The organism is Vreelandella sedimenti, assembly GCF_013416325.1.
GTDB lineage: Bacteria > Pseudomonadota > Gammaproteobacteria > Pseudomonadales > Halomonadaceae > Vreelandella > Vreelandella sedimenti.
Genome location: NZ_JACCGK010000025.1, coordinates 13,462 through 38,382, shown reverse-complemented (window position 1 = coordinate 38,382; position 24,921 = coordinate 13,462). Strand labels below are relative to the sequence as shown.

20 protein-coding genes and 1 pseudogene are annotated in these 24,921 nt (G+C 50.1%); 18 read left to right on the top strand and 3 right to left on the bottom strand.

Translation table 11 applies throughout. The annotated features are described in order from the left end of the window. Window position 1: 1 nt before the first annotated feature. The 18 genes and pseudogenes from HZU72_RS21580 to HZU72_RS21490 all read left to right on the top strand — a co-directional run bounded on the left by HZU72_RS21580 (window position 2) and on the right by HZU72_RS21490 (window position 20,995). Entirely contained in the window at window positions 2-937 is a 936-nt protein-coding gene (locus HZU72_RS21580) for a LysR family transcriptional regulator (RefSeq protein ID WP_180095801.1), read from the top strand. Window positions 938-951: 14 nt separating this feature from the next. After that, on the top strand, window positions 952-1,707 hold the full coding sequence (locus tag HZU72_RS21575; protein WP_180095799.1) for an SDR family NAD(P)-dependent oxidoreductase: 756 nt from the start codon (window positions 952-954) through the stop codon (window positions 1,705-1,707). A 30-nt stretch (window positions 1,708-1,737) separates the two neighbouring features. Beyond that, on the top strand, window positions 1,738-2,763 hold the full coding sequence (locus tag HZU72_RS21570; protein WP_180095797.1) for a zinc-dependent alcohol dehydrogenase family protein: 1,026 nt from the start codon (window positions 1,738-1,740) through the stop codon (window positions 2,761-2,763). Then, on the top strand, window positions 2,760-3,842 hold the full coding sequence (locus tag HZU72_RS21565) for an AbrB family transcriptional regulator (protein WP_180095795.1): 1,083 nt from the start codon (window positions 2,760-2,762) through the stop codon (window positions 3,840-3,842). Before HZU72_RS21570 ends, HZU72_RS21565 begins: the two co-directional genes overlap by 4 nt. A 23-nt stretch (window positions 3,843-3,865) precedes the next feature. Continuing rightward, entirely contained in the window at window positions 3,866-4,792 is a 927-nt protein-coding gene (locus tag HZU72_RS21560; protein WP_180095793.1) for an NADP-dependent oxidoreductase, read from the top strand. Window positions 4,793-4,820: 28 nt separating this feature from the next. Further along, a complete protein-coding gene (locus tag HZU72_RS21555) occupies window positions 4,821-5,969 on the top strand; it encodes an alpha-hydroxy acid oxidase (protein ID WP_180095791.1) in 1,149 nt (382 codons plus the stop codon). Window positions 5,970-7,449: 1,480 nt separating this feature from the next. After that, on the top strand, window positions 7,450-8,976 hold the full coding sequence (locus HZU72_RS21545; protein ID WP_180095789.1) for a sugar ABC transporter ATP-binding protein: 1,527 nt from the start codon (window positions 7,450-7,452) through the stop codon (window positions 8,974-8,976). Window positions 8,977-9,016: 40 nt separating this feature from the next. After that, window positions 9,017-9,967, top strand: coding sequence for an ABC transporter permease (locus tag HZU72_RS21540; protein WP_180095787.1), 951 nt, complete (start codon window positions 9,017-9,019; stop codon window positions 9,965-9,967). Continuing rightward, on the top strand, window positions 9,964-10,977 hold the full coding sequence (locus HZU72_RS21535) for an ABC transporter permease (protein WP_180095785.1): 1,014 nt from the start codon (window positions 9,964-9,966) through the stop codon (window positions 10,975-10,977). The genes HZU72_RS21540 and HZU72_RS21535 overlap by 4 nt, the downstream gene beginning before the upstream one ends. Window positions 10,978-11,101: 124 nt before the next feature. Beyond that, the gene (locus HZU72_RS21530) at window positions 11,102-12,343 is read left to right on the top strand and encodes a sugar ABC transporter substrate-binding protein (protein WP_180095783.1); all 1,242 of its coding nucleotides are present in this window, start codon (window positions 11,102-11,104) and stop codon (window positions 12,341-12,343) included. An 89-nt stretch (window positions 12,344-12,432) separates the two neighbouring features. Further along, window positions 12,433-13,755: a histidinol dehydrogenase gene (gene hisD / locus HZU72_RS21525; RefSeq protein ID WP_180095781.1), complete on the top strand. Its 1,323-nt coding sequence runs from the start codon at window positions 12,433-12,435 to the stop codon at window positions 13,753-13,755. A 27-nt stretch (window positions 13,756-13,782) separates the two neighbouring features. Then, the gene (locus tag HZU72_RS21520; protein WP_180095779.1) at window positions 13,783-14,835 is read left to right on the top strand and encodes a LacI family DNA-binding transcriptional regulator; all 1,053 of its coding nucleotides are present in this window, start codon (window positions 13,783-13,785) and stop codon (window positions 14,833-14,835) included. Then, window positions 14,828-15,367 carry a hypothetical protein gene (locus tag HZU72_RS21515; protein WP_180095777.1) on the top strand — a complete coding sequence of 180 codons (540 nt, stop codon included), beginning with the start codon at window positions 14,828-14,830 and terminating at the stop codon, window positions 15,365-15,367. Before HZU72_RS21520 ends, HZU72_RS21515 begins: the two co-directional genes overlap by 8 nt. 32 nt (window positions 15,368-15,399) lie before the next feature. Next, on the top strand, window positions 15,400-16,287 hold the full coding sequence (locus tag HZU72_RS21510) for an N-acyl homoserine lactonase family protein (RefSeq protein ID WP_180095775.1): 888 nt from the start codon (window positions 15,400-15,402) through the stop codon (window positions 16,285-16,287). Then, entirely contained in the window at window positions 16,284-17,246 is a 963-nt protein-coding gene (locus tag HZU72_RS21505; protein WP_235976205.1) for a 3-hydroxyacyl-CoA dehydrogenase, read from the top strand. The genes HZU72_RS21510 and HZU72_RS21505 overlap by 4 nt, the downstream gene beginning before the upstream one ends. Then, on the top strand, window positions 17,243-18,022 hold the full coding sequence (locus HZU72_RS21500) for an SDR family NAD(P)-dependent oxidoreductase (RefSeq protein WP_235976204.1): 780 nt from the start codon (window positions 17,243-17,245) through the stop codon (window positions 18,020-18,022). The genes HZU72_RS21505 and HZU72_RS21500 overlap by 4 nt, the downstream gene beginning before the upstream one ends. A 948-nt stretch (window positions 18,023-18,970) precedes the next feature. After that, window positions 18,971-19,159: pseudogene (locus tag HZU72_RS24325) on the top strand (integrase core domain-containing protein); the annotation flags it as partial. Between the two features lie 936 nt (window positions 19,160-20,095). Continuing rightward, complete coding sequence (locus tag HZU72_RS21490; protein ID WP_180095771.1) at window positions 20,096-20,995, top strand: LysR family transcriptional regulator; 900 nt, start codon at window positions 20,096-20,098, stop codon at window positions 20,993-20,995. A gap of 203 nt (window positions 20,996-21,198) precedes the next feature. Here the strand turns inward: HZU72_RS21490 and HZU72_RS21485 are convergent, their stop codons facing one another. The 3 genes from HZU72_RS21485 to HZU72_RS21475 are packed head-to-tail and all read right to left on the bottom strand — an operon-like array spanning window position 21,199 to window position 24,850. Next, window positions 21,199-22,095 carry a sulfurtransferase gene (locus tag HZU72_RS21485; RefSeq protein ID WP_180095769.1) on the bottom strand — a complete coding sequence of 299 codons (897 nt, stop codon included), beginning with the start codon at window positions 22,093-22,095 and terminating at the stop codon, window positions 21,199-21,201. Window positions 22,096-22,098: 3 nt separating this feature from the next. Continuing rightward, window positions 22,099-22,620: a gamma carbonic anhydrase family protein gene (locus HZU72_RS21480; RefSeq protein WP_180095767.1), complete on the bottom strand. Its 522-nt coding sequence runs from the start codon at window positions 22,618-22,620 to the stop codon at window positions 22,099-22,101. A 49-nt stretch (window positions 22,621-22,669) separates the two neighbouring features. Further along, window positions 22,670-24,850, bottom strand: a complete 2,181-nt coding sequence (locus HZU72_RS21475; protein WP_371829553.1) for a TRAP transporter permease — start codon at window positions 24,848-24,850, stop codon at window positions 22,670-22,672. Window positions 24,851-24,921: the final 71 nt, after the last annotated feature.

The window sequence follows — 24,921 nt, the reverse complement described above, 5'->3', positions numbered from 1 at the left end:
TATGGCGCTGAACCCAGAAACAATCTCTCCCACGATTTTCCGTCGGCTGGATACTTTCATTGCTGTTGCCGAAACACTCAGCTTCCGACGCGCAGCTGAGATGCTTAGTCGCTCTCAGCCAGCAGTGACATCTCAGATTAACCAGTTGGAAAACGCACTTGGGGTGAAGCTTTTGGTTCGCTCTACCCGCCAGGTACGGCTTACAACGGCGGGAGCAGAACTACTTGAGCGAGGCAAGCGGTTGCTGGCGGAATCCGAGCGGCTCATGCGCGACATCCATGCCCAGGCAGGTCTGTTGACCGGCCAGGTGGTGGTATCTTTCTCGCCCACCATCGCCATGAGCCTCGCCCCGAAAGTGTTGGCCACGTTTGAAAGTGAGCACCCCGGCATCCGCGTTCTGCTTCGTGAGGAGCTAGCACCACAAATGTTGGAAGCGATCCTTAACGGGAGTGTGGACGTCGGAATCGGGCCCTATCAGCCGACCACGGACAAGCTGGCCTTCAACCCAATCTTCGATCAGGAATTCTCCCTGATTGTTCGCGAAGATCACCCGCTTGCCATTCGCGGGCATGCCCGAATACGAGATCTCGCGAACATCAACCTTCTCTGCTCCTCGGTGGGCACCACCGCACGTGAAGTGCTGGAAAACGCCGCAAAGGCAGAGGGGATTGCCATCATGCCCAAGTACGAAGCCCTGCAGTATCCGACGCTTTTTGCATTAGCCGCGGCAGGATTTGGGGGCACGGTCATGCCTGCGGTCGACACGAAAATTTTAAATGCTATGGGGTTACGCGCGGTGCCGTTTCGAGGCAAGTGCCTGGTGCGGCCCATCGGGATCATCACCCGACGTGACGAAGCGTTGGCGCCGGGACCACAGGCCTTCGTACGCCTATTGCTACTAACGGCTGAACAGGAAGGCCAACATCTGGCTGGCTAAGGTAAGGAGGGGGTATGACGAACGAGCAGCAAATTCTTTTGGTAACAGGGGGCTCGCGGGGGATCGGCTGCGCCATCTGTCGTATGGCCGCGAAGCAAGGTTATCGGCTTGTATTCACCTACCGCAACGACACCCAAGCGGCCGAGCGCCTCGTTGCCGAAATAGAACAGGCGGGGGGCAGTGCCCTTGCAGTGCGTAGCGACGTCAGCAAGTCGGACGATATCACGCGGTTGTTCGAGACCATCGATGCACAGCCAGGGCACTTCGCCGCCCTGGTGAACAATGCTGGCATTACCGGACAACGGGGCAAGTTCATGGAGACGTCTATGTCCACCGTCCATCAGGTCTTCGACGTCAACGTCTTTGGCCTCATGGAGTGTAGTCGTCAAGCCGTACAGCGCCTCTCGACCCAAAGGGGAGGCGCTGGCGGATCGATCGTCAATCTATCATCGGGTGCAGCCCAGCAGGGTGCAGCCGGTGCCTACGTCTGGTATGGCGCATCGAAGGCAGCGGTTGAAACGTTCACCTTGGGGCTTGCCAGAGAAGTGGCTGGGGAGGGGGTTCGAGTAAACGCTCTGTCACCAGGCGTCACGGACACTGAAATTCACACTGCGTTTGGCGCTGCACCCGACCCACAAGCATTGGCGAAGACGATTCCTCTTGGTCGCATGGGCACCCCGGAAGAAATCGCCGCCCCCATCTTATGGCTAATGTCGGACGCGGCCGCATACGTGACCGGCGCCGTATTGAGAGTCAGTGGTGGACGTTGAGCCGCCATCGAATACACCAGAGGTATAACCATGCAGGTTTATCATCTAATTCCCGACCAGGGCCTCGATGGCCTAGTGTTACGACATGCCGACACTCCCCGCCCGGGGCCGGGGCAGGTGCTGGTAAGGATGCGAGCCGCATCCCTTAACTACCGTGATTTACGAGTGGCCGAAGGCCGCTATGCGCTGGGCAGCGTACCAGAGAATCTGGTGCCGCTTTCCGACGGTGCGGGGGAAGTAATCAGCATCGGATCGGGCGTATCCCGAGTTCAGCCCGGTGATCGAGTCGCCGCCTTGTTCCTCCAGCACTGGCTGGGGGGAGATTTCGAGGAAGCCTTTGGAGTATCCGCCCTGGGTGGATCATGCCATGGCGTACTGGCAGAGTACGCCGTGTTCGATCAGAACGGCCTCGTAAAGTTGCCCTCGCATCTGTCTTTCGAAGAAGGAGCCACGCTGCCGTGCGCAGGAACAACAGCATGGAATGCTCTCTTCGGCGCCACTCCTGTCAAACCTGGAGAGACCGTACTAACCTTGGGCACCGGTGGAGTTTCGTTGTTCGCACTGCAGTTCGCCAAGATGGCTGGAGCCCGGGTGATCGCTACCTCATCCAGTGCAGCGAAGCTCAATAACGCTTTGCAGTTGGGTGCCGACGAAGGCATCGACTATACCACCTCACCAGATTGGCATGAGCAGGTCATGGCCCTTACAAGGGGCCGTGGCGTTGATCACGTCATTGAGGTTGTTGGCGGCGAGAACGTTGGTAAATCTGTCGAAGCTACGCGAAATGGAGGCACGGTTCATCTTATCGGTGCCCAGGCGGGAGGCTTGATCGACCCCACACGTGTACGCCGCCGCAACGTGACTATGAGAGGCCTGTACGTTGGCTCGAGAGCACATTTCGAGTCCATGAATCTTGCCATCGCGCAGCATGCGCTAAAGCCGGTCATCGATAGTGTCTTTCCCTTCACCGAAGCGAAAGCCGCTTACCATCACCTGGCGTCCCGGACGCACATGGGGAAAGTGGTGATCACGCTCGGGGGCCAAGCGACCGCGTGAAAGACTCCAAGAAATCTTCCTCCGTGTGCCGATATTCACCTCGGCAAGGGCTTCGTCTTACCATGCTGTTCCTGCTGTGTGCGGCGGCGGGATTCGTTGCGGATAGCCTTCAAGCTCCCCTGGCTTGGATGATCGGCCCCATGTGCGCCGCAACCGCCATAAGCCTCTCGGGATACGCCCCCTACTTGCACCATTCTGCCCGAGGCTTAGGCCAGTTGGTCGTGGCCGCCGCCGTTGGGCTGTATTTCACGCCAAGCGCATTGGCACAAACCATTAGTCACCTTCCCGCTATGGTGGGGATAGCGCTGTTAGCCACGCTGGCCGGCTGCGTAACGGCCTATCTTCTGATTCAGCTCACCGCGATTGACCTGGCCACTGTCTTGTTTTCGAGCATTCCCGGAGGGCCTGGTGAAATGGCGCAATTGGCCGAACAGAAGGGAGGCAGCGCCGCCTTGGTCGCCATCGCCCAGAGCCTGCGAATCGCCATGGTGGTAACGATCATTCCCCTCTCCCTAGCCGCAATGGGTGCGGGCACTGAATCGTTTGGTGTCGCCACCAACCTCCCTGTGGTGGGGCCGCTGGTCCTGCTGGAAGTGCTCACGATAGCCACGCTTGCCGCTTACCTCTTTCACCGTTGCGGTATTGTAAGCCCCATGTTCATGGGGCCGCTCGCCGCCTCGGCCATCCTTGCCGGAACGGGGTTCTATGACTTCGGGTTTCCCCGCTTCGTGATCTATGCAGGACAGCTATTGCTGGGCGCATCGTTGGGGCTCAGCTTTACCCGGGAGATCTTTCGTCGTGCCCCTCGATTTCTGTTAGTAAGCACCTTAATGACTGGGCTACTCATGGCGATCTGTGCGGCGATGGGGTATGTGGCGTCTCGGCTCACTTCTTGGGACCTGCCGACCATGATTCTGGCCACAGCCCCCGGGAGCGTGACCGAGATGTCCATTACCGCGGAAAACCTGGGCTTAGGCGTGGCAGGCGTCGCAGCATTCCAAATTGTTCGGCTATTCATCATGGTGCCGTTGACCCCCCTACTGTACCGGGTGGCAAGTTCGCGCGTCATGGATATGTGAGATGGCATCAAAAGAGGAAAGCAATGAAAGCGATATATTTCATGCAAACAGGCAGCCCGGAAGTGCTCCAGTACGGCGACCTTCCGGATCCCGAGCCGGCGGTCGGTGAGATTGTGGTCGACATCCATGCTGCCAGCGTTAACGGTGTAGATTGGAAGATTCGAAACGGACAATACAAGGAAATCACCCGGTTTCCCTACGTATTAGGACGCGATTTCTCCGGCGTTGTGGCGGCGGTGGGCGAAGGTGTGAAGGGCTTACCGATTGGCACTCCCGTGTTCGGGGTCTGCGAAACGGCAAACGACGGCGCCTACGCGGAAAAAATCGCTATCAGCGCATCAAACGTTGCCCGCAAGCCGGACACGGTTAGCCATCTCGAAGCGGCGGCCCTTGCCCTGACCGGGATCACGGCTATCGTCAGTATCGAACATACGCTTAACGTTCAGCCTAGCGAGCATATTTTGATCCATGGTGGCGCCGGAGGGGTCGGCAGTTTTGCAATTCAGCTCGCACGTCATTTAGGTGCCAAGGTCGCCACAACGTCCAGTGCAGCTAACCATGAGTACTTGCTCAGCCTGGGGGCGCATAAGGTCATTGACTACAATACCCAGGATTTCACGCACTGTGTCAGTGACTACGATGCCGTACTCGACACCATCGGTGGAGAGGTAGCCGTGCGCTCCTTCAGTGTGTTGCGTTCGGGCGGTCGTGCCGCGTTTATCGCTTCAGGCCCCAAGGCACCCTTGCCGACACGAACCGATGTGCAGGCGTTACGCCCCCAAGTCAACCGCGACTCGGCACACTTGGAACGCATCATGAAGCTGCTCCAATCCAAGGCGGTTCAGATACCCGAGATCACCACGTTTGCGCTCGAAGATGCAGCAAAAGCCCATTACTTGAGCGAGTCTCGCCATCTGAGGGGCAAGCTGGTCCTGATGGTTAGACACTAACAATTATTAGAAATAACAAGGAGCCGATATGTCTACGGTGGATAAGCTACACAGTATTGAAGACCTAAGAAAATTGGCCAAGCGCCGCCTGCCACGCGCTATTTTCGATTTTTTTGATGGCGGAGCCGAGGAAGAGACAACGCTTGACGCGAATAGAGAGGCCTTCAAGCAGATTCGCTTAGCGCCTCGCTGTTTGATGGATGTATCGAAGGTAGACACATCATTGGATATTTTTGGGGTGCGCTCGCCTCTACCGATGGCCGTGGCCCCCACAGGCGCCGTCGGCTTCGGGCGCAGGGGCGGCGATATCGCCATCGCGCAAGCCGCGGCCGAAATGGGAATTCCCTACACGTTATCGACATCGGCTACGGCGTCGATCGAGCAAATCGCCGAAGCGGCCCCTGGTAGACATTGGTTTCAGGCCTATATCCTACAGAACCGCAAGTTACTGGATTCGCTCATTGCTCGCGCGTATGCCGCGGACTATGAAGCGCTGATGATAACCGTGGACCTGCCGGTGGGAGGCAAGCGCGAGCGTGACTACCGCAACCACTTGTCCTTCCCTTTCCGCTATACGGCAAGAAACCTGGTTGACTTCGCGAGCCGCCCAGCCTGGGCTCTCGATATCGTGCGCCATGGTTTGCCCAAAATGGAAAACTTGGTGGAACTGGAGGAACCTTCAGCGAGTACCGCCAAGCTAGCCTCCTCAGTGGGGCGTAGCTACGACCCGTCGTTCGATTGGTCGCGCTTGCAGACGTTAAGAGATTCCTGGTCGCGCAAACTGATAGTGAAAGGTGTCATGCGTGCAGATGATGCTGACCGATTGGTGCGACTAGGCTGCGATGCGATCGTCGTCTCGAACCACGGGGGACGACAGCTGGATGGCGCGGTAGCCACAATGGAAGCGCTACCAGCAATACTCAACGCTGTAGCAGGCCGAATCCCCGTGTATGTGGATGGCGGCGTACGCCGCGGCGTGGATATATTGAAAGCGCGTGCGCTTGGGGCAGAGGGCGTATTAATTGGGCGGGCTACCTTGTGGGGGGCGGTTGCGGCTGGCCGCCCGGGCGCCGCGCGTGCATTGGCTATTCTGAATGATGAGTTTCAGAGAAGCATGCAATTATGCGGGGCTAGAAATATTGGAGAAATTTCTAACGAGCTATTATTTAACGGTTAAAATGCTTGATGCAGCACAGTTGGTAATCCCCCCGAAAAGCCAGGGCTCAGAAGTAGAATTTTCCGTAAACTAAACGCAGGAAGATTTTGCGTGAAAAAAATGACGCTTTTCTAACAGCCAAATTGTTGTTCTTGAATCAAGCCGAGAGTGGCATACCCGCTCTGGAGTTATGCCGTGACCATGGCGTGCTGATGGCGGAGTTGCCCAATTGTGGGCTGGCGCCTCTGGCCCAGGTGGAGTCGCGGCTATGAGTATGACGCTGGAAGTAATTGCCCTGCGGCGTGTGTCAAACAGGCCGGGGATGTTTCCGAACAGCTAATACACGGGTGTCTACGTAGCGGTAGAGCTCAGCAACGCATGACGTTGGTGTGGCGATTGGGCACGCATAACTGTCGATTGGTTGAGCCCAGTGAGTTGATGAACGGTCATCTGGAACCAAAAACTATTACTTGCTGAGAATGCCCAGCGCAATGGTGTGTCCTTCCGAGGACTGTAGTGCCTTTTCGAGCATGGTTTAGGTACAAATCCCGCCTCTGGTATTTTCTGCTGAGACTTCTCCGTACAAAATGGTTGCTAATGGAAGTCGATATGGACGTGCCGGTCAGTATTGTCTGCGGCTTCACCTTTAGCTCCAACTTTACCGTTTGCTTCGCTCCCTTTTTAGTTACTCCCCGCTGCGGGCGCGCTTGTAAGCGGGTTTATGATGAAAATGTCACTTATTGAATCCTTAAAAACGCTTTATATCTCCACTCGCTGATCAATATGGATTGATGAAGAAGATGTTTTCGTCACGAGCAGGTGTATTACGCTGCTTCGAATGGCACTACCTGTTTGCACAGACAGTGCTTCGGGGAAGAAGGTACTCAACGATAGCCCATAAGAGCGGCTAAGGAGTGAGGGGTGGTGCATCAACGGCGCTCTACTGCCTAGTAACTCAGTCAGTTGCAGCGTCAACTAGGCATTTTAGCGGTTATGTTGTAGCTGCGATCTGTTTCGGAGCAGCTGACATTTTCCAGGATTGTCTGTACGGCTTCAAAGCGCCTAATGGGGCCATTATTATCATTCAAGCTAATGCTGCCTCGGCGGACGCTTTACGCTGTTGGTAGGCACGCTTAACCATACGGTAGCGGGAGGGGATCTCGTCACGCTCCATGAAGCAACCTTGCAGCCAGCGATTACCGCTTGTGCCCTTAAAAGCGTCGCGGGCCTCGTTACACCTAGTCATTGGGATTTATAATAGCTTATGAAGTATTTATGCACATTTTATTAAGTTTGCTGAAGCTTTTTTTCAGCCATAACAGTTTTTTACTAGACAATAGTCGCAAAATGAAAATAGCAATTTGACAGGTCAATGTTAATTTATTATCTGTATATGCAAACGTTTTAAATTTTGTGAAAAGGGCAATTTTTTCACATGTAGTATTAACATGCGCATCTATGCAAACGTTTGCAAAGATAGCTATGCTATTGGGAGACGCACATGCCCGAACGAATAAATATAACTAATCTGTCCAAGCGTTATGGAGCCACTGTCGCACTAAGTGGAGTGGATATGGGCATTCTGCCTGGGGAGGTGCATGCCATTCTTGGGGAAAATGGTGCTGGTAAGTCCACCCTGGTTAAAATTTTATCGGGGGTAGTTAGCTCAAATGCTGGGACTATATCGCTCGATGAAGCATGCATTCGACCAAGCTCAATCATAGAAGCAAGACGCTGCGGAATTGCTACTGCATTCCAAGAGCTTAGTCTAATTCCTAATATGACTGTTGCCGAAAATATTCTACTGCCCCGTGCTTCTTCCGGACGGTTTTGGCCAGAATCCAAGGCTAGCATTTTCGAGCGTGCTCGAGAGGTGTTAATCGAATGGGAAGTCAATGACATTTCATCTCAGTCGATTGTTGCTGATCTGACGTTAGCCCAGCGGCAGCGTATAGAGCTAGTTCGTGCGCTCAGCCATGCTCGCTGCCTACTCATTCTCGATGAGCCTACGGCCGCGCTTCCTGATACCAGTTGGCTGTTTCGTCAAATACATCACCTCACGTCGCGTGGAGTGAGTGTTTTGTATATTTCACACCGCCTCAATGAAGTAAGAGAAATATGTCAGAGGGCTACTGTACTGCGCAATGGCGCAAGTATGGGAACTGTTGATCTAGCAGGTGTCGATGACGAAGATATTTTTACAATGATGGTGGGCCATGGATCGAGTAAAAAGAAAAGAGTCTCCCAAGAGAGCTCGACTAACGGGGAGGTATTGCTTGAAACATATCAACTAAGATCGAAAATGCTGAAAGGAATTAATCTTCAACTTCATGCTGGCGAAATCCTTGGTGTGGCTGGGTTGGAGGGGCAGGGCCAGCAGGAGCTTTTTCGTTTATTTGGCGGGTTACATAAACCGACATCAGGAGAAATAAGAGTCGGAGATAAAGTCACTTCGCTGAGCTCACCTCGAAAGGCTCTCCAAGTTAAACCTGGTATCGCATTCGTGCCTGAAGAGCGAAAGACTGAAGGCATATTTGCCAGCTTAAGTGCAGCGGCCAATATTTCGATACCGCATTTCGCAATGACAGGTTGGGCGAAGCTCGTCAATGGTCGGATCGAACGTCATTTAGCAGCAGAAGCCGCAGACCAAGTTGGCTTAGCGCCGCGCTATCTCGGGTTCGAAGTTGGCCATCTCTCTGGGGGAAATCAGCAAAAGGTACTATTGGCTCGAGCTCTGATGACAGGCGCTAAAATTCTGGTGCTATTCGATCCAACTAGAGGGGTGGATGTCGGCACCAAACAATCTATCTATTCAATGATGCGACACTTCGTAGACCAAGGTGGAGCTATCATTTTCTATTCTTCCGAGCTCTCCGAATTAGTCCAGCTCAGCTCACGCTGCCTAGTTGTCTATGATGGCCTCATCACCGATGACGTCGCAGCAAATGAAATTTCCGAGGAGCGGTTACTGGCTTCTGCACACGGTCCAGGGAACGCTAGGAAGGACAGTCTGCAGGAGGCTGTGTGAATCTTCAGATAATTCCAAAAAACTACAGGGGCGTCACAGCATGACCATTAAGAGAATCGCCGATAGCGGCCTAATGATCATGGTAATTTATATATTAATTTTCGCCATGTACGGAGCGGTACAACCTTCCGCGCTCTCAGCTTATTCAATTCAAGGCTTATTCAACAACTCTTTACCGTTGATGTTGGCAGCTGCAGGCGCCACCTTTGTCATATTACAGGGAGGGTTTGATCTTTCTGTCGCCGGTACCATTTCACTGGTGAATGCTATTGTAGCGGTGTTGCAATTCGATGGTGCTTTGGGTGCCATTGGCATGCTAGCCATTGCACTGACTGTTGGGATATTAGTCGGTGCTATCAACGGCTTTGTTGTGGCTTATTTAAAGGTCCAGGCTATTGCCGCCACTCTAGCTACTATGATCATTTGCCAGGGAGTCGCGTTACTAATTCTTCGGGCTCCAGGTGGCTATGTATCGGACTTCATGACCTACGAACTTACCGGCAGTATGTCCGGAATCCCCGTTGCCATCATCATTGCTACCTTGGTGGCATTGTTATGGTTTGTGTTCCGCAGGACTAACGCCGGACGAAATCTGCTTGCAGTCGGTCAGGACGCTAAAGCTGCCGAGCTTTCGGGTATTAACGTGGCAAGAACGCAGTTCTTTTCTTTCATCTGGGCTGGTGCCTTGTACGCATTAGCGGCCTATTTTCTAGCTGCTCTGACTTCAACTGGTAGCCCCTCTGCGGGGGAGCCTTTCCTGTTGCTGACTTTTGCAGCTGTAGCCCTAGGTGGAACGGCTTTTGGTGGTGGTCGAGGTAGCGTGACTGCGTCTCTCTTAGGTGCCGCTACATTAGTATTGATGCAAAAACTCCTCTTCTCCGTCGGAGTATCCTCTTTTTACACTGGAATGATTCAAGGGATGATCATGGTCTTGGCAGTTCTATTCTCTGGCGCTGTGCAGTTCGTCGTTGATAGGAGAAATATCATATGAATCAATCCTATAGTACAGCCGACAAACAGGACACTCGTCAGGCCCAGCGTTTCAGTAGTACATCCATCGCAGTACTGACAATTTACAGCTTAGTTGTGCTCATGATCTTTGGCTCGCGACTAGTCAGCCCATCGCTTGGCGGTCTATCTCAACTGATGACCGTACTGTACCTGAGCAGCTTTCTGGTTATATGCGCTTTTGGGCAGGGATTAGTGATAATGGTGCGTGGGTTGGATCTTTCTGTGGCATCTATGATTACTTTGGGTGGCGTATTATCAACGACATTTATGCAAGGAACTAATGAGGGGCTCTATTTCATAATTCCTGGGATTCTACTCATTAGTGCCTTGGTGGGGGGGATTAGCGGATTTGGTATAACGCGTCTATCCATCCCTCCTTTTATTATGACTATGGCGATGGGGTTGATTGTATATAGCGTGTGCTTAGGCTTCACTGAAGGTACTCCGCGAGGGTTTCCGGCACCGATTTTAAATGCTTTTATGCAAAGTAAAGTATTCGGCGTGGCATTGCCGATCCTACTAATGCTGATATTAATTGTTATATTTACCACTCTACAGTCCTATTCTGCCTTTGGTCGCAAGTTGAATGCCGTAGGTAATAATCCTGATGCTGCTAATATCGCTGGGATTACGGTAAAACGAATGACTATCTCCGCCTATGCCATATCAGCTGCCTGTAGCGCTCTCGCCGGGGTACTTCTGGCTGCATATGCCAATGGAGCAACCCTGAGAATGGGGGATGATTATTTGCTTCCTTCTATAGCAGCAGTTGTTGTGGGAGGGTCTTCCATACTGGGTGGACGTGGTAATTTTCTCGGTACAGTAGGCGGTGCTTTATTACTTACCACATTGAGCTCCATGCTTAGCGCATTAGGCGTTGGTCAAGGATGGAAAACAGTTCTCGAAGGGGTTGTCATTCTTGTCGCATTACTAATGTTGCGTGAGCAAGTATTTGCTAGCCTTCAGTCAATGTTTAAAAGATCAAGCTAAAGCTAAAGCCATAAAGAAGGAGGATTTGTAGACTAAATAAAAACTAACAATGAATAATGCAAACGTTTTAAAAATCAAGACAAGCCCAAGCTATAACCACAAGACGACTGACCAGGGGGTCTCCATGTCATTAATTACAAAGAAAAAGCACATTACGCTAGCTGCTGCTCTAGGCGTCTCCATGCTTGCCGCTGGAATGCAGCCGGCCGAAGCCAAGACCGAAGATGGGAAATGGCTAATTTACCTCTCTCTTAGCTATTCAGGTAACTCTTGGCAAAGTGAAGCGGCTAATATTGTCAAGGCACTTGCCCAGACTCCACCGTATGACGAAACTGTGGAACTTGTTGAGGTCATTTCTGGCACAGACCCTCAGTCACAGATCTCTGACTACGAAAGCATGATCGCTAACGGAGCAGACGGCATTGTTAGTTTCCCCATCTCTTCCAACGCGCTAAATCGAACGGTTAGGCATGGCTGTGATCAAGGTGTCTTATTCTTTATGTACGACGCCACTGTCACAGAACAGTGCGCCTATAATGTCAGTTATATCACCTCTGGATTTGGCGAGAATACCGCTCAGGCGCTGGTCAACGAGCTACAAGGTGAAGGCAAGATTTTCCTCTCACGTGGGGTGCCGGGTAACTCTGTAGATGAGCGCCATACTAATGGGGCCATGCATATATTCGATCAGTACCCTGGGATTGAGGTTGTTGCCGAGTACTACAGTAATTGGGATGACCGTACAACGCAGCAAGAAACGTCCAAAGCACTTGCAGCGCATCCAGATGTTGACGGTATCTGGGCCCAGGCGGGTGAATATGGCGCTATTCAGGCGCTTCTACAAGCTGATGAGAATCGTCTAGTGCCAATCACTGGCGAGAATTCCAATGGTTTCCGCCTAGCACTTGCCAACGAAGAGTATCAGGCCAAGGGGCTCTCAGGAGTATCTGCCGGTTCCCCACCTGCGCAATCCGGTTTTGCTTTCAAGCTGATGATGGAGATGCTCGAAGGCCAGCGTGAAAGCTTGCCGGAAGACAAGCGCAATATTCAATACCCACTTCCCTGGGTTTCAGCAGGTGACGTGCAACTTTGTGAGGGAGATACTTTCGAGAATGGCTGTAACACTTTTCCCGAAGACAAAGTACCCAGTTCTTTCGTAACCGAAGTTTTCAATCCTCAACTTCTGCCTGAACTGTCATTAGCTTCAGCATTAGAGGGTAGTCCTACTCCTGGCGCTACAATCCAGCCGCTACCTGAGGATGTGATTGAAAACGCGCCTAATGAGCCTGGTATCAACTGCCGCAGCTGCGATACTCCTGAAAATCTCTATGAATTGACTACGGTGGAAGCAACTGTTTCACCATAAAACTAGAGGCCATTGTTACTCCGGTGGCAATGGCCTATAGAGCTCTTAAACCTGATCGACACATTTACCGCCTTTGAGAGATAAACAATATGCCTGTCGAATACTTAAAGCATGGAAAAGCGGAATCTGAAATCAGTGATGATGATAACAAGATCCGCGTAATCGTTGAGTCTACGCTCCATGAAATCAAATCACGTGGGGACGACGCCGTGCGTGAGTTATCTGAAAAATTCGATAACTACACCCCGCCCAGCTTCAAACTAACGCAAGAAGAAATCGATAACTTAATTAGTGAGTTATCGCCACAGGAAGTCTCTGATATAAAATTTGCCCAAGAACAGGTCAAACAGTTTGCCCAGGCACAACGGGATACAATGCTCGACCTTGAAGTTGAGCCTTTACCGGGTGTTATTCTTGGTCACAAAAATATCCCTGTGCAATCGGTTGGTTGTTACGTACCTGGAGGCAAATTTCCTATGGTGGCCAGTGCGCATATGTCAGTGGCCACTGCCTCCGTCGCAGGCGTCCCCCGCATAGTCGCCTGCACCCCACCTTTTAAAGGCCTTCCTAACCCTGCTGTCATCGCCGCTATGCATTTTGGGGGCGCCCACGAGATTTATGTATTAGGTGGTATTCAAGCAGTCGGTGCCATGGCCTTGGGTACTGAAACTCTGGCACCGGTGCATATGTTAGTGGGTCCGGGTAATGCCTTTGTGGCTGAAGCTAAACGCCAACTGTTTGGTCAAGTAGGAATTGACCTATTTGCTGGGCCGACTGAAACCATGGTGATCGCCGACGAAACCGTAGATGCTGAGCTTTGTGCGACAGACCTGCTAGGGCAGGCAGAGCATGGGTATAACAGCCCAGCCGTCCTAGTAACCAACTCTCGTCAGTTGGCTGAGGCGACGATGCTTGAAGTCGAACGGATTCTGGGAGTTTTACCCACCGCTGAAACAGCAGCAAAAAGTTGGGAAGATTATGGTGCTGTCATCTTGTGTGATACGTACGAAGAAATACTGGAAGTCGCCAACGATATAGCAAGTGAACACGTACAGGTCATGACGGATAGAGATGACTGGTTTTTGGAAAATATGACGGCGTATGGTGCACTATTCCTCGGGGCTCGAACTAACGTGGCCAATGGCGATAAGGTTATTGGTACTAACCATACCCTTCCAACGAAGAAAGCAGGGCGCTACACAGGAGGGCTTTGGGTCGGCAAATTTCTCAAGACTCATAGCTACCAGAAGATCCTCACCGATGAAGCGGCAGCTATGGTCGGTGAATACGGCTCCCGGCTGTGTATGCTGGAAGGGTTCGTTGGCCATGCAGAGCAGTGCAATATTCGTGTGCGCCGTTATGGTGGAGTTGAAGTGCCATATGGCACTGCTGCCCCTGTGATACATAAGTAACATCAACCGACGAAAAGGAAACAATGCATGGAAGGCGCCGAACAGAAGCGCATCAAGCAATCCGATATCAATCGCATTACAGTTAAGGATATAGCTATTGAGGCTGGCGTCTCCGTCTCTACCGTCTCCAGAGCGCTGGCGAATGATCCTGTGATCGCTAAAGAAACCAGAGAGCGCATCACGATGAAAGCAAAGGAAATGGGCTATAGACCCAATTTCTTTGCTAGAGGTTTGATTCGTCAGCGCAGTGGTGTTGTTGCCCTTTTCGTAAACAATATTACCAACCCTTTCTACCCTGAAGTGCTAGTAAAACTATCTCGGCGTTTGCAAAAAATGAAATTGCATACAATGATTTTTACTTCGGACGATGGCGTAGAAGACTCAGTCCCGGCGTTGCAGGAAATTAATCCTGACGTGGCAATCTTACTTGCTGCCACTATGAAAGCAGATTACTTGCAAGAGTTTAATGACAGTAATACACCTATTATCCTCTTCAATCGCTATGTTGCGGGTGCCAGGGCAAGCGCCATCTGCTGTGACAATATTGGCGGTGGGCAGCTTGTTGCTGAACGTCTAGCGGAGTCTGGCCGTCGGCATCTTGCTTTTATTGAAGGGTTGGCAACGGCAAGTACTAATGCCGACCGCTTAACTGGTTATTTGGAAGGTATCGATGCCTCTGGTTTGCCAGACCCTGTGATCCATTCCGGGGGTGACTTCTCTTACGAAACTGGTTATGACGGCATGCAGGCGCTTTTTGCCAGAGATCAACGTATTGATGCGGTTTTCTGTGCCAACGACATCATCGCTGTCGGTGCCAGTGATTGTATTAGGCGTGAACTGGGTCTAAGGATTCCCGAGGACATCGCGATCGTAGGGTTTGATGATATTGCTTTAGCTTCATGGCCTTCACATGATTTAACCACTGTTCGTCAACCGATGGATGACATGATCGAATGTGTCATAACCGAAATCTTGCGCTTTCAACAAAACCGTTCTGCGGTTCCTAAGCAATACTTTATGCCTGGAGAGTTGATTATCCGTGGCTCAGCAAAACTAGCCAGCGGGAGGGTTAATGAATAAAACAAATATACATACAGCCCATTGTGATGTTTGGGAAACTCAAGATAGTACCGAGCCTTTAGTTGCGCCTCCTCCGGGATACGCCCCTGATACAGCGCAATATCTCACTGGTATAAGGCCAGTCTATGATTCGCTTGGTCGCGTTATGGCGCAGCTAGCGGGGATTTTCTTATTGTACTTGTCGAGCCAGCAGCGCGAGTTACCGTTGGATCACGGCATGTTCAACTTAGCGCAAGAACAACTGGATAGCTGCGAAGAACAGCTACGTGCTCTTAGGATTCCTCACCAAGCTAGGCGTCATCATGGTCTGCTTTCAGAGATGTGCAAACACCTCCAACAGGTTAGCAAGCGTATCGATAGCATCGAAACCCATCAACGCAATATTTTCGACGATACAGATACGCGTCTTTTAATGCGTCAATTAAATAAAGCACAGCGATGTTTCATCGCCACTTCAGAACCCGGTGCGCACCTTAGTCCTGTGGATTTTAGCCACGCCTGCTGCAGCTGTGGCGTTTCAAAGGGCGTTTAGCCCAGCCAAATAAACTCTATAAGGAGAACAACATGGCAAACTATTCAATTCATGTCTTGGAGTATAGCTACGTTGCCAATTACCATAAAAGTGGCGTGCTCTACGGTGCTCATAATGAAGGCTATGTAAAACTACCTTATTGCTACGTTCTAATACGCAGTAACGATCACATAGCGCTTGTGGACGTAGGTTATAACCATAAAGACTATGGCCAGCATCTTGCTGAAAAATTTGGCGTGGAAAACTGGCGCTCACCCAAAGTAGTTCTGTCTGAGTTGGGACTTACGCCGGAAGATGTCGATACCGTCTTTATTACACATGCCCACTTTGACCATTTTGGAAGTGTCGAGGACTTCCCCAATGCCACCTTCTATATACAGCGAGAAGAAATTGAGAAGTGGGTATGGGCGCTATCATTACCAGATCGCCTACGCTGGCTGCTTATTGCAGTAGATCCCAGCGATATTCTACGTGGCGTTAATCTTGCCGCCCAAGGAAGGTTACGTACGGTTGAAGGATCAGTCGAAGATGTTCTTCCCGGCATCGACCTGCATTTGGCAAAAGACAGCCACACGTTTGGCTCTATGTGGGTCACGGTACGTAATGATGGCAAGCCTGACTCTGAGGACACCTGGGTACTCGCCGGTGACCTTGTCTACCAATTCAGCAACATTAAAAACGATGGTTCTGTGGTTGGGGTGGACACCATGTATACGCCTGTAGGCTTAGCAATAGGCAGCCAAATGAACCTGTTATTGGCTACCGAAGAAATGATGAAGCAAGTAGATTACGATGACACACGGGTCATTCCAATTCACGAAGAAGGGCTTGCTGACCGCTTTCCATCACGTATAACTAAAGAAAATCTGCGCATCAGCGAAATTTGTCTAGCTGACAATATGGCTTCGGTGGTGTCATGATCCAACATACTCAAACCGGGAATATGACCATTGCTATTGTAGGCACTGGTCTAGTGGGCCTGGGGTGGGCGATTGTATTCGCACGGGCAGGCATGCCCGTGCGGCTTCATGACCGGAACCCTGAACAACTGAAGGATGCGCCAAACCGTATTCGGCAGTCACTCAGGGATCTTGCTGAATATGGCCTGATCCAAGAGTCCCCAGAGGAAATTCTTGCGCGCTGCAGTTGCCATGAAGAGCTGGCTGAAGCGCTGGAAGGCGTTGGTTACGTACAAGAATCCGTACTCGAGCGTATTGACGTCAAACAAGACCTTTATAAAGAGATGGAAAGTAGTCTTGCTCCTCATACTATAGTGGGGTCTTCCTCGTCTGGGATCCCAGCTTCAGCGTTCACCCAAGATATCTCTTTCCGTTCTCGCTGTTTGATTGCACACCCAGTCAACCCGCCTTACCTCGCCCCCATTGTGGAACTGGTGCCGGCCAGTTGGACAAGTGCTGATACGATGGAAGTTGTTCATCAGCTCATGCACCGCGTAGGGCAACATCCGATCCGTGTGAATAGGGAGGTCGAGGGTTTCGTACTAAACCGATTGCAGGGTGTACTGCTACGCGAAGCGTGGGCACTATACGAGGAAGGTTACTGCTCCCTTGAAGACATCGATGCAACCATTTCGAAGGGGCTAGGGTTGCGCTGGTCGTTTATGGGCCCTTTCGAAACCATTGACCTTAATGCGCCAGGTGGCATTCGCGACTATGCCCAGCGGCTGGGAGACCTCTACTTCTCTATTACCAAGGAGCGGGCGTCACCACAGCCTTGGAGTGATGAACTGATCAGTAAGGTAGAGCATGAGCGGCGCCAACGCTTGCCAGCGACAAAGCTCATAGAACGGAGTAAATGGCGCGACAGACGAATGATGGCGTTAGCCGCCCATAAGCACCAGCAAGAGGATCGAGAATGACGATGTGTAAAGAGTTGAGCAATTTGGTGCCCAGCTTCCGCTTAGATGGACGACGCGCTTTGGTGACTGGTGCTGGCCGTGGTATAGGAAATGCCATTGCACAAGCCTATGCTGCATCTGGTGCCACGGTTACACTGTGTGCACGTACCGCTAACGAGATAGAGGAAACGGCGGAAAAACTATGCCAAGCTGGATACAGTGCTGACACGTTAGTCGCTGATGTCAGCGATGTGGAAGCCCTTGCTCAGGCGCTTGAACGTCGTTCCAGCTACGACATACTTGTTAATAATGCTGGCACCAATCGGCCTAAACCCCTAGCCGACATTACCATTGCCGATTACGACACTGTAATGGACCTCAACGTACGAGCAGTTTATTTCGCCACGCAAGCGGTGACCAATAGAATGCGACAAGAGGGAAAGAAAGGTATTGTCATCAACATGTCGTCCCAAATGGGCCATGTTGGGGCGCCTAACCGAACCCTTTACTGTACTTCGAAGTGGGCGTTGGAAGGGCTCACTAAAGCATTAGCTGTAGAGCTCGCGCCATATGGCATTCGTGCCAATGCTATCTGTCCTACTTTCGTTGACACCCCTATGACCAAGCCCATGTTCGAGGATCGTGAATTTCTCAGCAATGTATTGGCCAAGATTCCGCTTGGCCGACTTGCTGAAGTGGGTGACATTGTCGGGGTAGCCGTGTTCTTAGCTTCTGATGCCGCAGCCATGATGAACGGTAGCAGCATACTGGTGGATGGTGGTTGGACGGCTGAATAACCTTCGCGGTGGCTGAGCCGTTTGGAACCTTTTGATGGCAGCCATGAGTAAATGCATTACTCACGGCGGCCTCGTGTGAACTTATGTCGCCCAGAAGCGCCATGTACTGCTCTGGAGGCGTGAACATTAGACGCAGAAAGGCCGAGAGACCTGGTAAGAGCGTGATGGTGGAGAGATGGTCGGCATCAATTGTGTTACGCTAATTAACTTTAGAAACTAAAAGAATAAGAGAAAAGCGATGCAGGGGCTTGAACTTAAATTAGCTCAGTTCAAGACTGGCGACTTGGTATTATTTGCAGGCTCGGGGCGGTGTAGGTCGCTGATCAAGCGATTCACGCGAAGTAAGTGGTCGCACATCGGGATGGTGCTACATCTCGATGCTTACCCTTATCCGTTATTGTTCGAGTCGACCGGCGCAAGCCGGGGCTGTAGGTATCGAGCGTGGGGAAATCGTTGGAGGGGTTCAGACCGTACCTCTCAAGCAACGTATTGAAGCCTACCTTGGCAAAGTGTTGACATGTTCCCAGTGCACAGCGCTACGCAGCGCTACGCAGCGCTCGCCGCGCTACGTGAGGAGTTGCGTGATCGTCCCTATGAACGCTGCACCAAGCAACTTTTCCGCTCTGTCTACGACGGCCTGATAGGCGCCAATCGATGTGGTCTTTCCAGTATTTTTGCAGTGAACGCGTTGCGTTGGCTTACCAGCGGATGGGCTACCTTGGTAAACGGTATCCTCCCAATGAGTATACCTCTCATGATTTTTCAGAGATGGGTGGCCTGATGCTGACAGAGGGTACTCTTTCCAACGAATTTTTGATCAAGGCGACTGGGAGTACGACCGTAGCGTAAGCGAGCATTAACACTCTAGCCAAGCGTATTGGTTTACTCTATGCGATGCTGATGCAATAAGGGCGCCCTCGTGTAAAGGCGCCCTTATTCTTTTGCCTGACGCTAAACGCGAGGCTAGCAGAATTGGGCATGTTGATGTCTTACAGTCGGCCAAGAGTGAGCAATGACAACCCTTACTCGGAATCACTGTTCCGCACCGTCAAATATTGCCCGGCGTGGCCCACAAAGAGCTTTGCATCGCTGAGCGCGGTACGGGAATGGATGCTAACGTTCGAGCAGGATTACAACGAGNAGAGCTTTGCATCGCTGAGCGCGGTACGGGAATGGATGCTAACGTTCGAGCAGGATTACAACGAGCAGCACCTTCACAGTGGCATCCAATATGTCACGCCAGCTGATCGATATCGTGGTGTTGATAGAAAATGCCTTGAACGCCGTAAAGCGGTTTATGAAAGTGCTAAGTGTCGATATCTGAAACGCTGGTCGGGCAGCACCCGAAACTGGGAGGTCACTGGTTCGGTGTCGCTCAACCCAGGGAAAGTGCACGAGATCGAGCGTAATAAACAGACTGCTTAAGCGCAGCCATTTGGACAACTGGGTTGAAAATCACCGCCGGTAAGAAAGCACCATGTGCGCCCAACGCAAATAGCACTGCGATGGTGACGGTAAGCGACATCTGCACACCGACATTTTCGCGCAGCAACGAAGCTTGGGCAATTGTCGATTACGTACCTTGGTGGGTGGTGACTCTCAGACTATAAAAATCACCGGTGCGAAATAAAGTGCGACGGGCTGACCAGTAGTTATGCGCCAGGCCTAACCGGCAAGTGATCAGAGCCGACGTACCGCTTGGAAAATGGCGAAGCGACTGCCAAACCTGATTCCTGGTCGATTGATGGGCGAATGCAGTCCTCGCAAAACAATAGCTTCATGACCAATGCTAACGGTGTTTACGAGAGACATCAGTGGATCTACGTCTACATCCGGGATCGACAAAAAACACGGCGAAACATGATGGAAATGGCTCCAGTTGTCTAAGCGGGTGGGGTTAGGAAAGCGACTTCGGACGGACTGAATATTTTCTATATTATTCGAAAGGTGTATGTTAAAGCCAAGGAGCTAATTAAAACGTCATGTATCATAAAGATTAATACTCGGACGAGTACGTCTCTCAATACAGCGTACAGCAGGCCAACAATTTCATCTGACTTACGGATCACTTATATGCATTTTGACTTGGCCGACCTTAATCTTTTTATTCACGTTGCTGAAGCGTCCAGCTTAACAGGAGGCGCCAAGCAAGCTCATCTGTCCACGGCAGCTGCTAGTACTCGGATAAAATCTTTTGAGGGTCAGTTAGGCAGCCGACTTTTTTACCGAGGAAGCCATGGCGTGGAACTGACCCCAGCTGGCGAGAACTTACTCAAACATGCTCGTGCGATTATGCGGCAGGTCGAGTATTTAAAAAGCGATTTTTCTGACTATGGACGTAGTGAAACTGGGCATATACGAATTTTTGCTAACACAACAGCAGTGACGGAGTTTATGCCTGAAGTACTGGCCAACTTTTTAGGCAGTCGTCCAGGGATTACTATCGACTTAAAAGAGCGCCTTACTAAAGATATTTTCAGAGGCGTTCTAGATGGAGCAGCAGACTTTGGCGTGACGTCGGGTGAAATTAAAATGAAAGGCTTAGAAGTCATGCCTTTTAGCATGGATAGGCTAGTCGTTGTAGTTCCGATTGGCCATCCGCTTACGGGAACTAAAGATTTAGCATTTAAAGATACACTTATCTACCCTCATGTAGGCCTACATGAGGGTAGTACCCTTCTTGAGTTTCTTAAAAAGGAGGTTAGCGAAGTAGGAGAGACTTTGCCGCTGCGTATTCAAGTGTTTGGCTTCGAACCAGCCTGTAGGATGATTGAGGCAGGGGTAGGAATCGGCATTTTACCCGAATCGAGTGCACTGCGTTATCAAACAACTATGCGTCTTAATATTGTTGAGCTAAAAGATGTATGGGCCAAACGTGAGCGATCAGTTGTTGTTAGAGAGTTTGAGTCATTGCCTGAATCTTCTAAAAACCTTATTCATGAGATAAGAAGCTACCATAGCTATAAAGAGTGAGCGTTTATTGTACGGAAATTAAGATCTTTCTGAAGCGCACTTAACTATGTGTTTAGCAATTAATTAAAATAAATATCGATAATGCTGTTAGTTAGGCGTATAGTTATTACTGAAGAAAAAGGTTTTTTAATGGTGATATACAGAATTCTAGCTAAATATGAGTAGTTTAAGTCTATATGATAAATATGAGTCGGCAAGTCATTTTACTTCTTTGCTTCCTTTTGCAGGTTTTCTAGGTCTGATTCAGTTTTAGTAGTGCGAATGATGGGGCGCGTCTTATCCCTTATCCAATGACTCCATGAGCCTATATAAAGCTTAGGTATAGGTAGGCCAGCAATATGATAACAAAAAATAGTATGGCAAGCTGCTACACCGCCTCCACAATAAGCCACTTCAGAAAACCTATGCGTTAACTCCTGGCGTAATTGCTTTGAGGATTTAAAATAACCATCGCAAGTTAAATTGAAAGCTGATGGGCGACAGTCTGCACCAGGAATATGACCCGCTACAGAGTCTAGGGGCTCATGTTTACCAGTGAATCTGTCAAAAGAGCGGGCATCAGTCAAGTGTAGGTCTGGACGAGCAATAATTTCTTCTGCAGATATAAGCTGATTATTGTTATATGAAGGAGTCCAATCGGAAACAGCTGATACATCACTGCTTGCTTGAGTTAATTCCGTGCTACTGTCAATAAGTTGGCCACCAATTGACCGCCAAGCTGCAAGACCACCATCGAGAAGTTTTACATTAGGATGGTCTGCCCAGATATATAATAGCCACCACGCTCTGGCTGCAGCTAGTGTTCCTCCTGCATCATCTAGTAATACAATTGCCTGAGAGGATGTGATGCCAAGCGATTGTAATCTCTTGGTAAAAGCTTCTTTTAAAGGCAGTGGAAAACGGCCTTGGCTTGAGTCTTCACTTGCCATATCTCTATGTAAATCAAAATACTGGCTTTTAGGTAAATGTGCATTTTGCCAAGCAAGTCTGCCTGCATTTGCGTCCGTCAAACTAGCGCGACAATCTAATATCATCACATCTTGACCTTGTTCAAGATTATGCTGAAGTACGTCAGCGCTAATTAATGGTGAGAAAGCCATTGTTTAGCATATCCTCATGCTTTGTAATGAGCGTTTCGCGAGGTCGATATAGCGTTGCGTAGCCTGACGTTTGTTCTCAATTTCTGATGAAGTGAGGGTCTTTACTACTTTGGCAGGTATTCCTATTACGAGCGAGTTTGTCGAACAAATGAAATTGGCCTTTACCATAGCGCACGAACCAACAATAGAGCGTGCCCCAATAACACTGTCATCCATCACTACAGCGTTCATACCTACCAAGACATCTTCTTCAAGAATACAACCATGCACTACGGCACCATGACCAATATGTCCGCGTGAGCAGATTATAGTCTCAGAACCGATAGTGCCGTGCACAACGCAGTTATCTTGGAGGTTTGCGTCGCGCTTCATAATGATACGCCCGAAATCGCCTCGAAGGCTGGCTCCCGGTCCAATATAGCAACCATCATCGACAACAACATCACCGATGATAACAGCTGAAGGATGAACGTAAGCACTGGCTGAAATTTTGGGTTGTAAGCCTTCGAAGCTATAGTTAGCCATTATTACTTCCTATAAAAAAGCATACATGTCGGTTTTCAATTAGCTCCCGCTAGCTGACCTGAGTTTGTGAGTGACCTCTTTTCATTTTGAGCTGATAACCCATTACCAGCGCCCCCAAAAGAATACCAATCAGGTCGGTAGTGATTCCCCCTGCTAACATTGTTAACCCAGCAACTAAAGAAATTAAACGCAAAGACTTACTTAATGCACCGAACATCCATGCCTGTACAGCAGCTGATAGTAAGTAAATACCAATAGAAGCAGTTATGACAACGCGTGTGATTTCTAGCCAATTACCTTGCATGAGGATGGCAGGGCTATAGAAAAACATGAAGGGGACGACAAAAGCAGCGAGGCCAAACTTAAACGAGGTTAAGGAAGTTTTGAGTGGATCAGTATTGGCAATGGCTGCTGCAGCGTAAGAAGCAAGTGCAACGGGTGGAGTAATAGCAGAGATGACTGCGTAATAGAAGACAAAGAAGTGCGCAATCAGCGGATCAATACCTATCTGCTGTAACCCAGGAGCAATTACGGAAGCCGCGACTGCATAAGCAGCTGTAGTAGGCATGCCCATCCCGAGTAAGATGCTTATCATCATCGCGAAAAGTAGCGCAAGAAATTGGCTGCTATCGGCGATATCAAGCATCAGTGAGGCGAAGCGTGCACCGACACCTGTTAAGGCGATAACACCTACCACCACGCCTGCACAGGCGCAGACAGCCACCAATGGAATAACCATTCTCGCTGACAGTGCTAAAGCACCCAAAATTGCTTTTGGCCCCATCCAGTGTGGTGTCAGCCATGACACCATTGCGGCGGAGACTAAAGCTAAAGTGCCCGCCCTAATAACGGAGTAGCCCATAAATAATGTACTAATCAGAATAATGATAGGGATAAAAAGGTAAGCTTGTTTAAGCAAAGGGCGAAGCTTCGGTAATTCAGCACTTCTCAGACCACGCATGCCTTTACGTTGAGCTTCCAAATCCACCATGAAATAAATAGACAGAAAGTACAGAGCGGCAGGAATAATCGCAGCGATCGCAATCTCGGTATACGGTATACCGGTCACTTCTGCCATGATGAAGGCGCCAGCCCCCATTATTGGCGGTGCAATCTGGCCTCCCGTGGAGGCAGCGGCCTCTATGGAACCAGCGCTACGCGCTGGATAGCCAACACGTCGCATCAGCGGGATAGTTAGGCTGCCGGTCGAAACAACGTTGCCTGCTGAGGTGCCGTTGATCATGCCCATTAGTCCCGAAGCAAAGACAGCGACTTTAGCTGGTCCTCCACGCGAGCGACCAGCAACTGAAAATGCAAAGTTTACAAAATACTCACCTACACGCGACTTCTGCAAAAAAGCGGCAAACGTAATAAAAAGAACAATGTAAGTAGATGAGACTGCAATAGTGGGTCCTAAGACCCCATTGTCAGTATAGAGGTAGGTAAAGAAGCGAGCAGGGCTGTAGCCACGATGTTCGAAAATTCCTGGCAACCATGGGCCTATAAACGCATACAGAATAAATACACCGGTAATTATTACTAACGCCATTCCAGCAACACGGCGGGTGAGTTCTAAAATAAGTACTACCCCGATAGTAGACATATAAAAATCTAAATCGCCTACCATCGATGTACCAGCCATCAGCCGCCAGCGGGAGAGCGATAAAATAAGATACCCAGCAACGGCAAGGGCTATAAATCCGAGCGAAAGGTCTGACATGTTCAGACGTTTACGATTGCTTTTTATGCAGTAACTTGTAAAAAGCGATATAGCGAGAGCCAAAAATGAGACTAAACCAAGTTGGCTCTGAATAAATGCTAGAGGACCAGCAGTTCCTCCATCTTGTGGTTGTAGCCAGAGTAATACAACAAGCGCTAACGCATACCCAGATAGGATGATCGACGCAATGCCGAAGAACTTTGCCACAATGCTTTGTGGTTTGTCATCATTAAACCGGCTTGTAGCTCCAAGTAATAAAAAGCCGATCATCAAGCCAAAGGAAACGTGAATAATACGATATGTCCAGGTTTCAACTGGCTGTATATTTAGGGCATAAAGGTGAAAGCCAATGTATCCTACGCATATAATAAAAATGATTGAGGCAGAAGCGCCACTAAGCAGCCGTTCATTATTAGCGGGCTGAATTTCATCTACGCTAGCGGCATTGATAGCACCGGAAGCAGTACTGCCTTCTGCTGTGGAAGCAGTGTTGGTGTCTTTGCTCATCATGGCACCCTGTGTGGCACTCTATAAGTGATGGTTTAAAGATTTTAAATGGTAGTTCAGGAAGACATTAAACT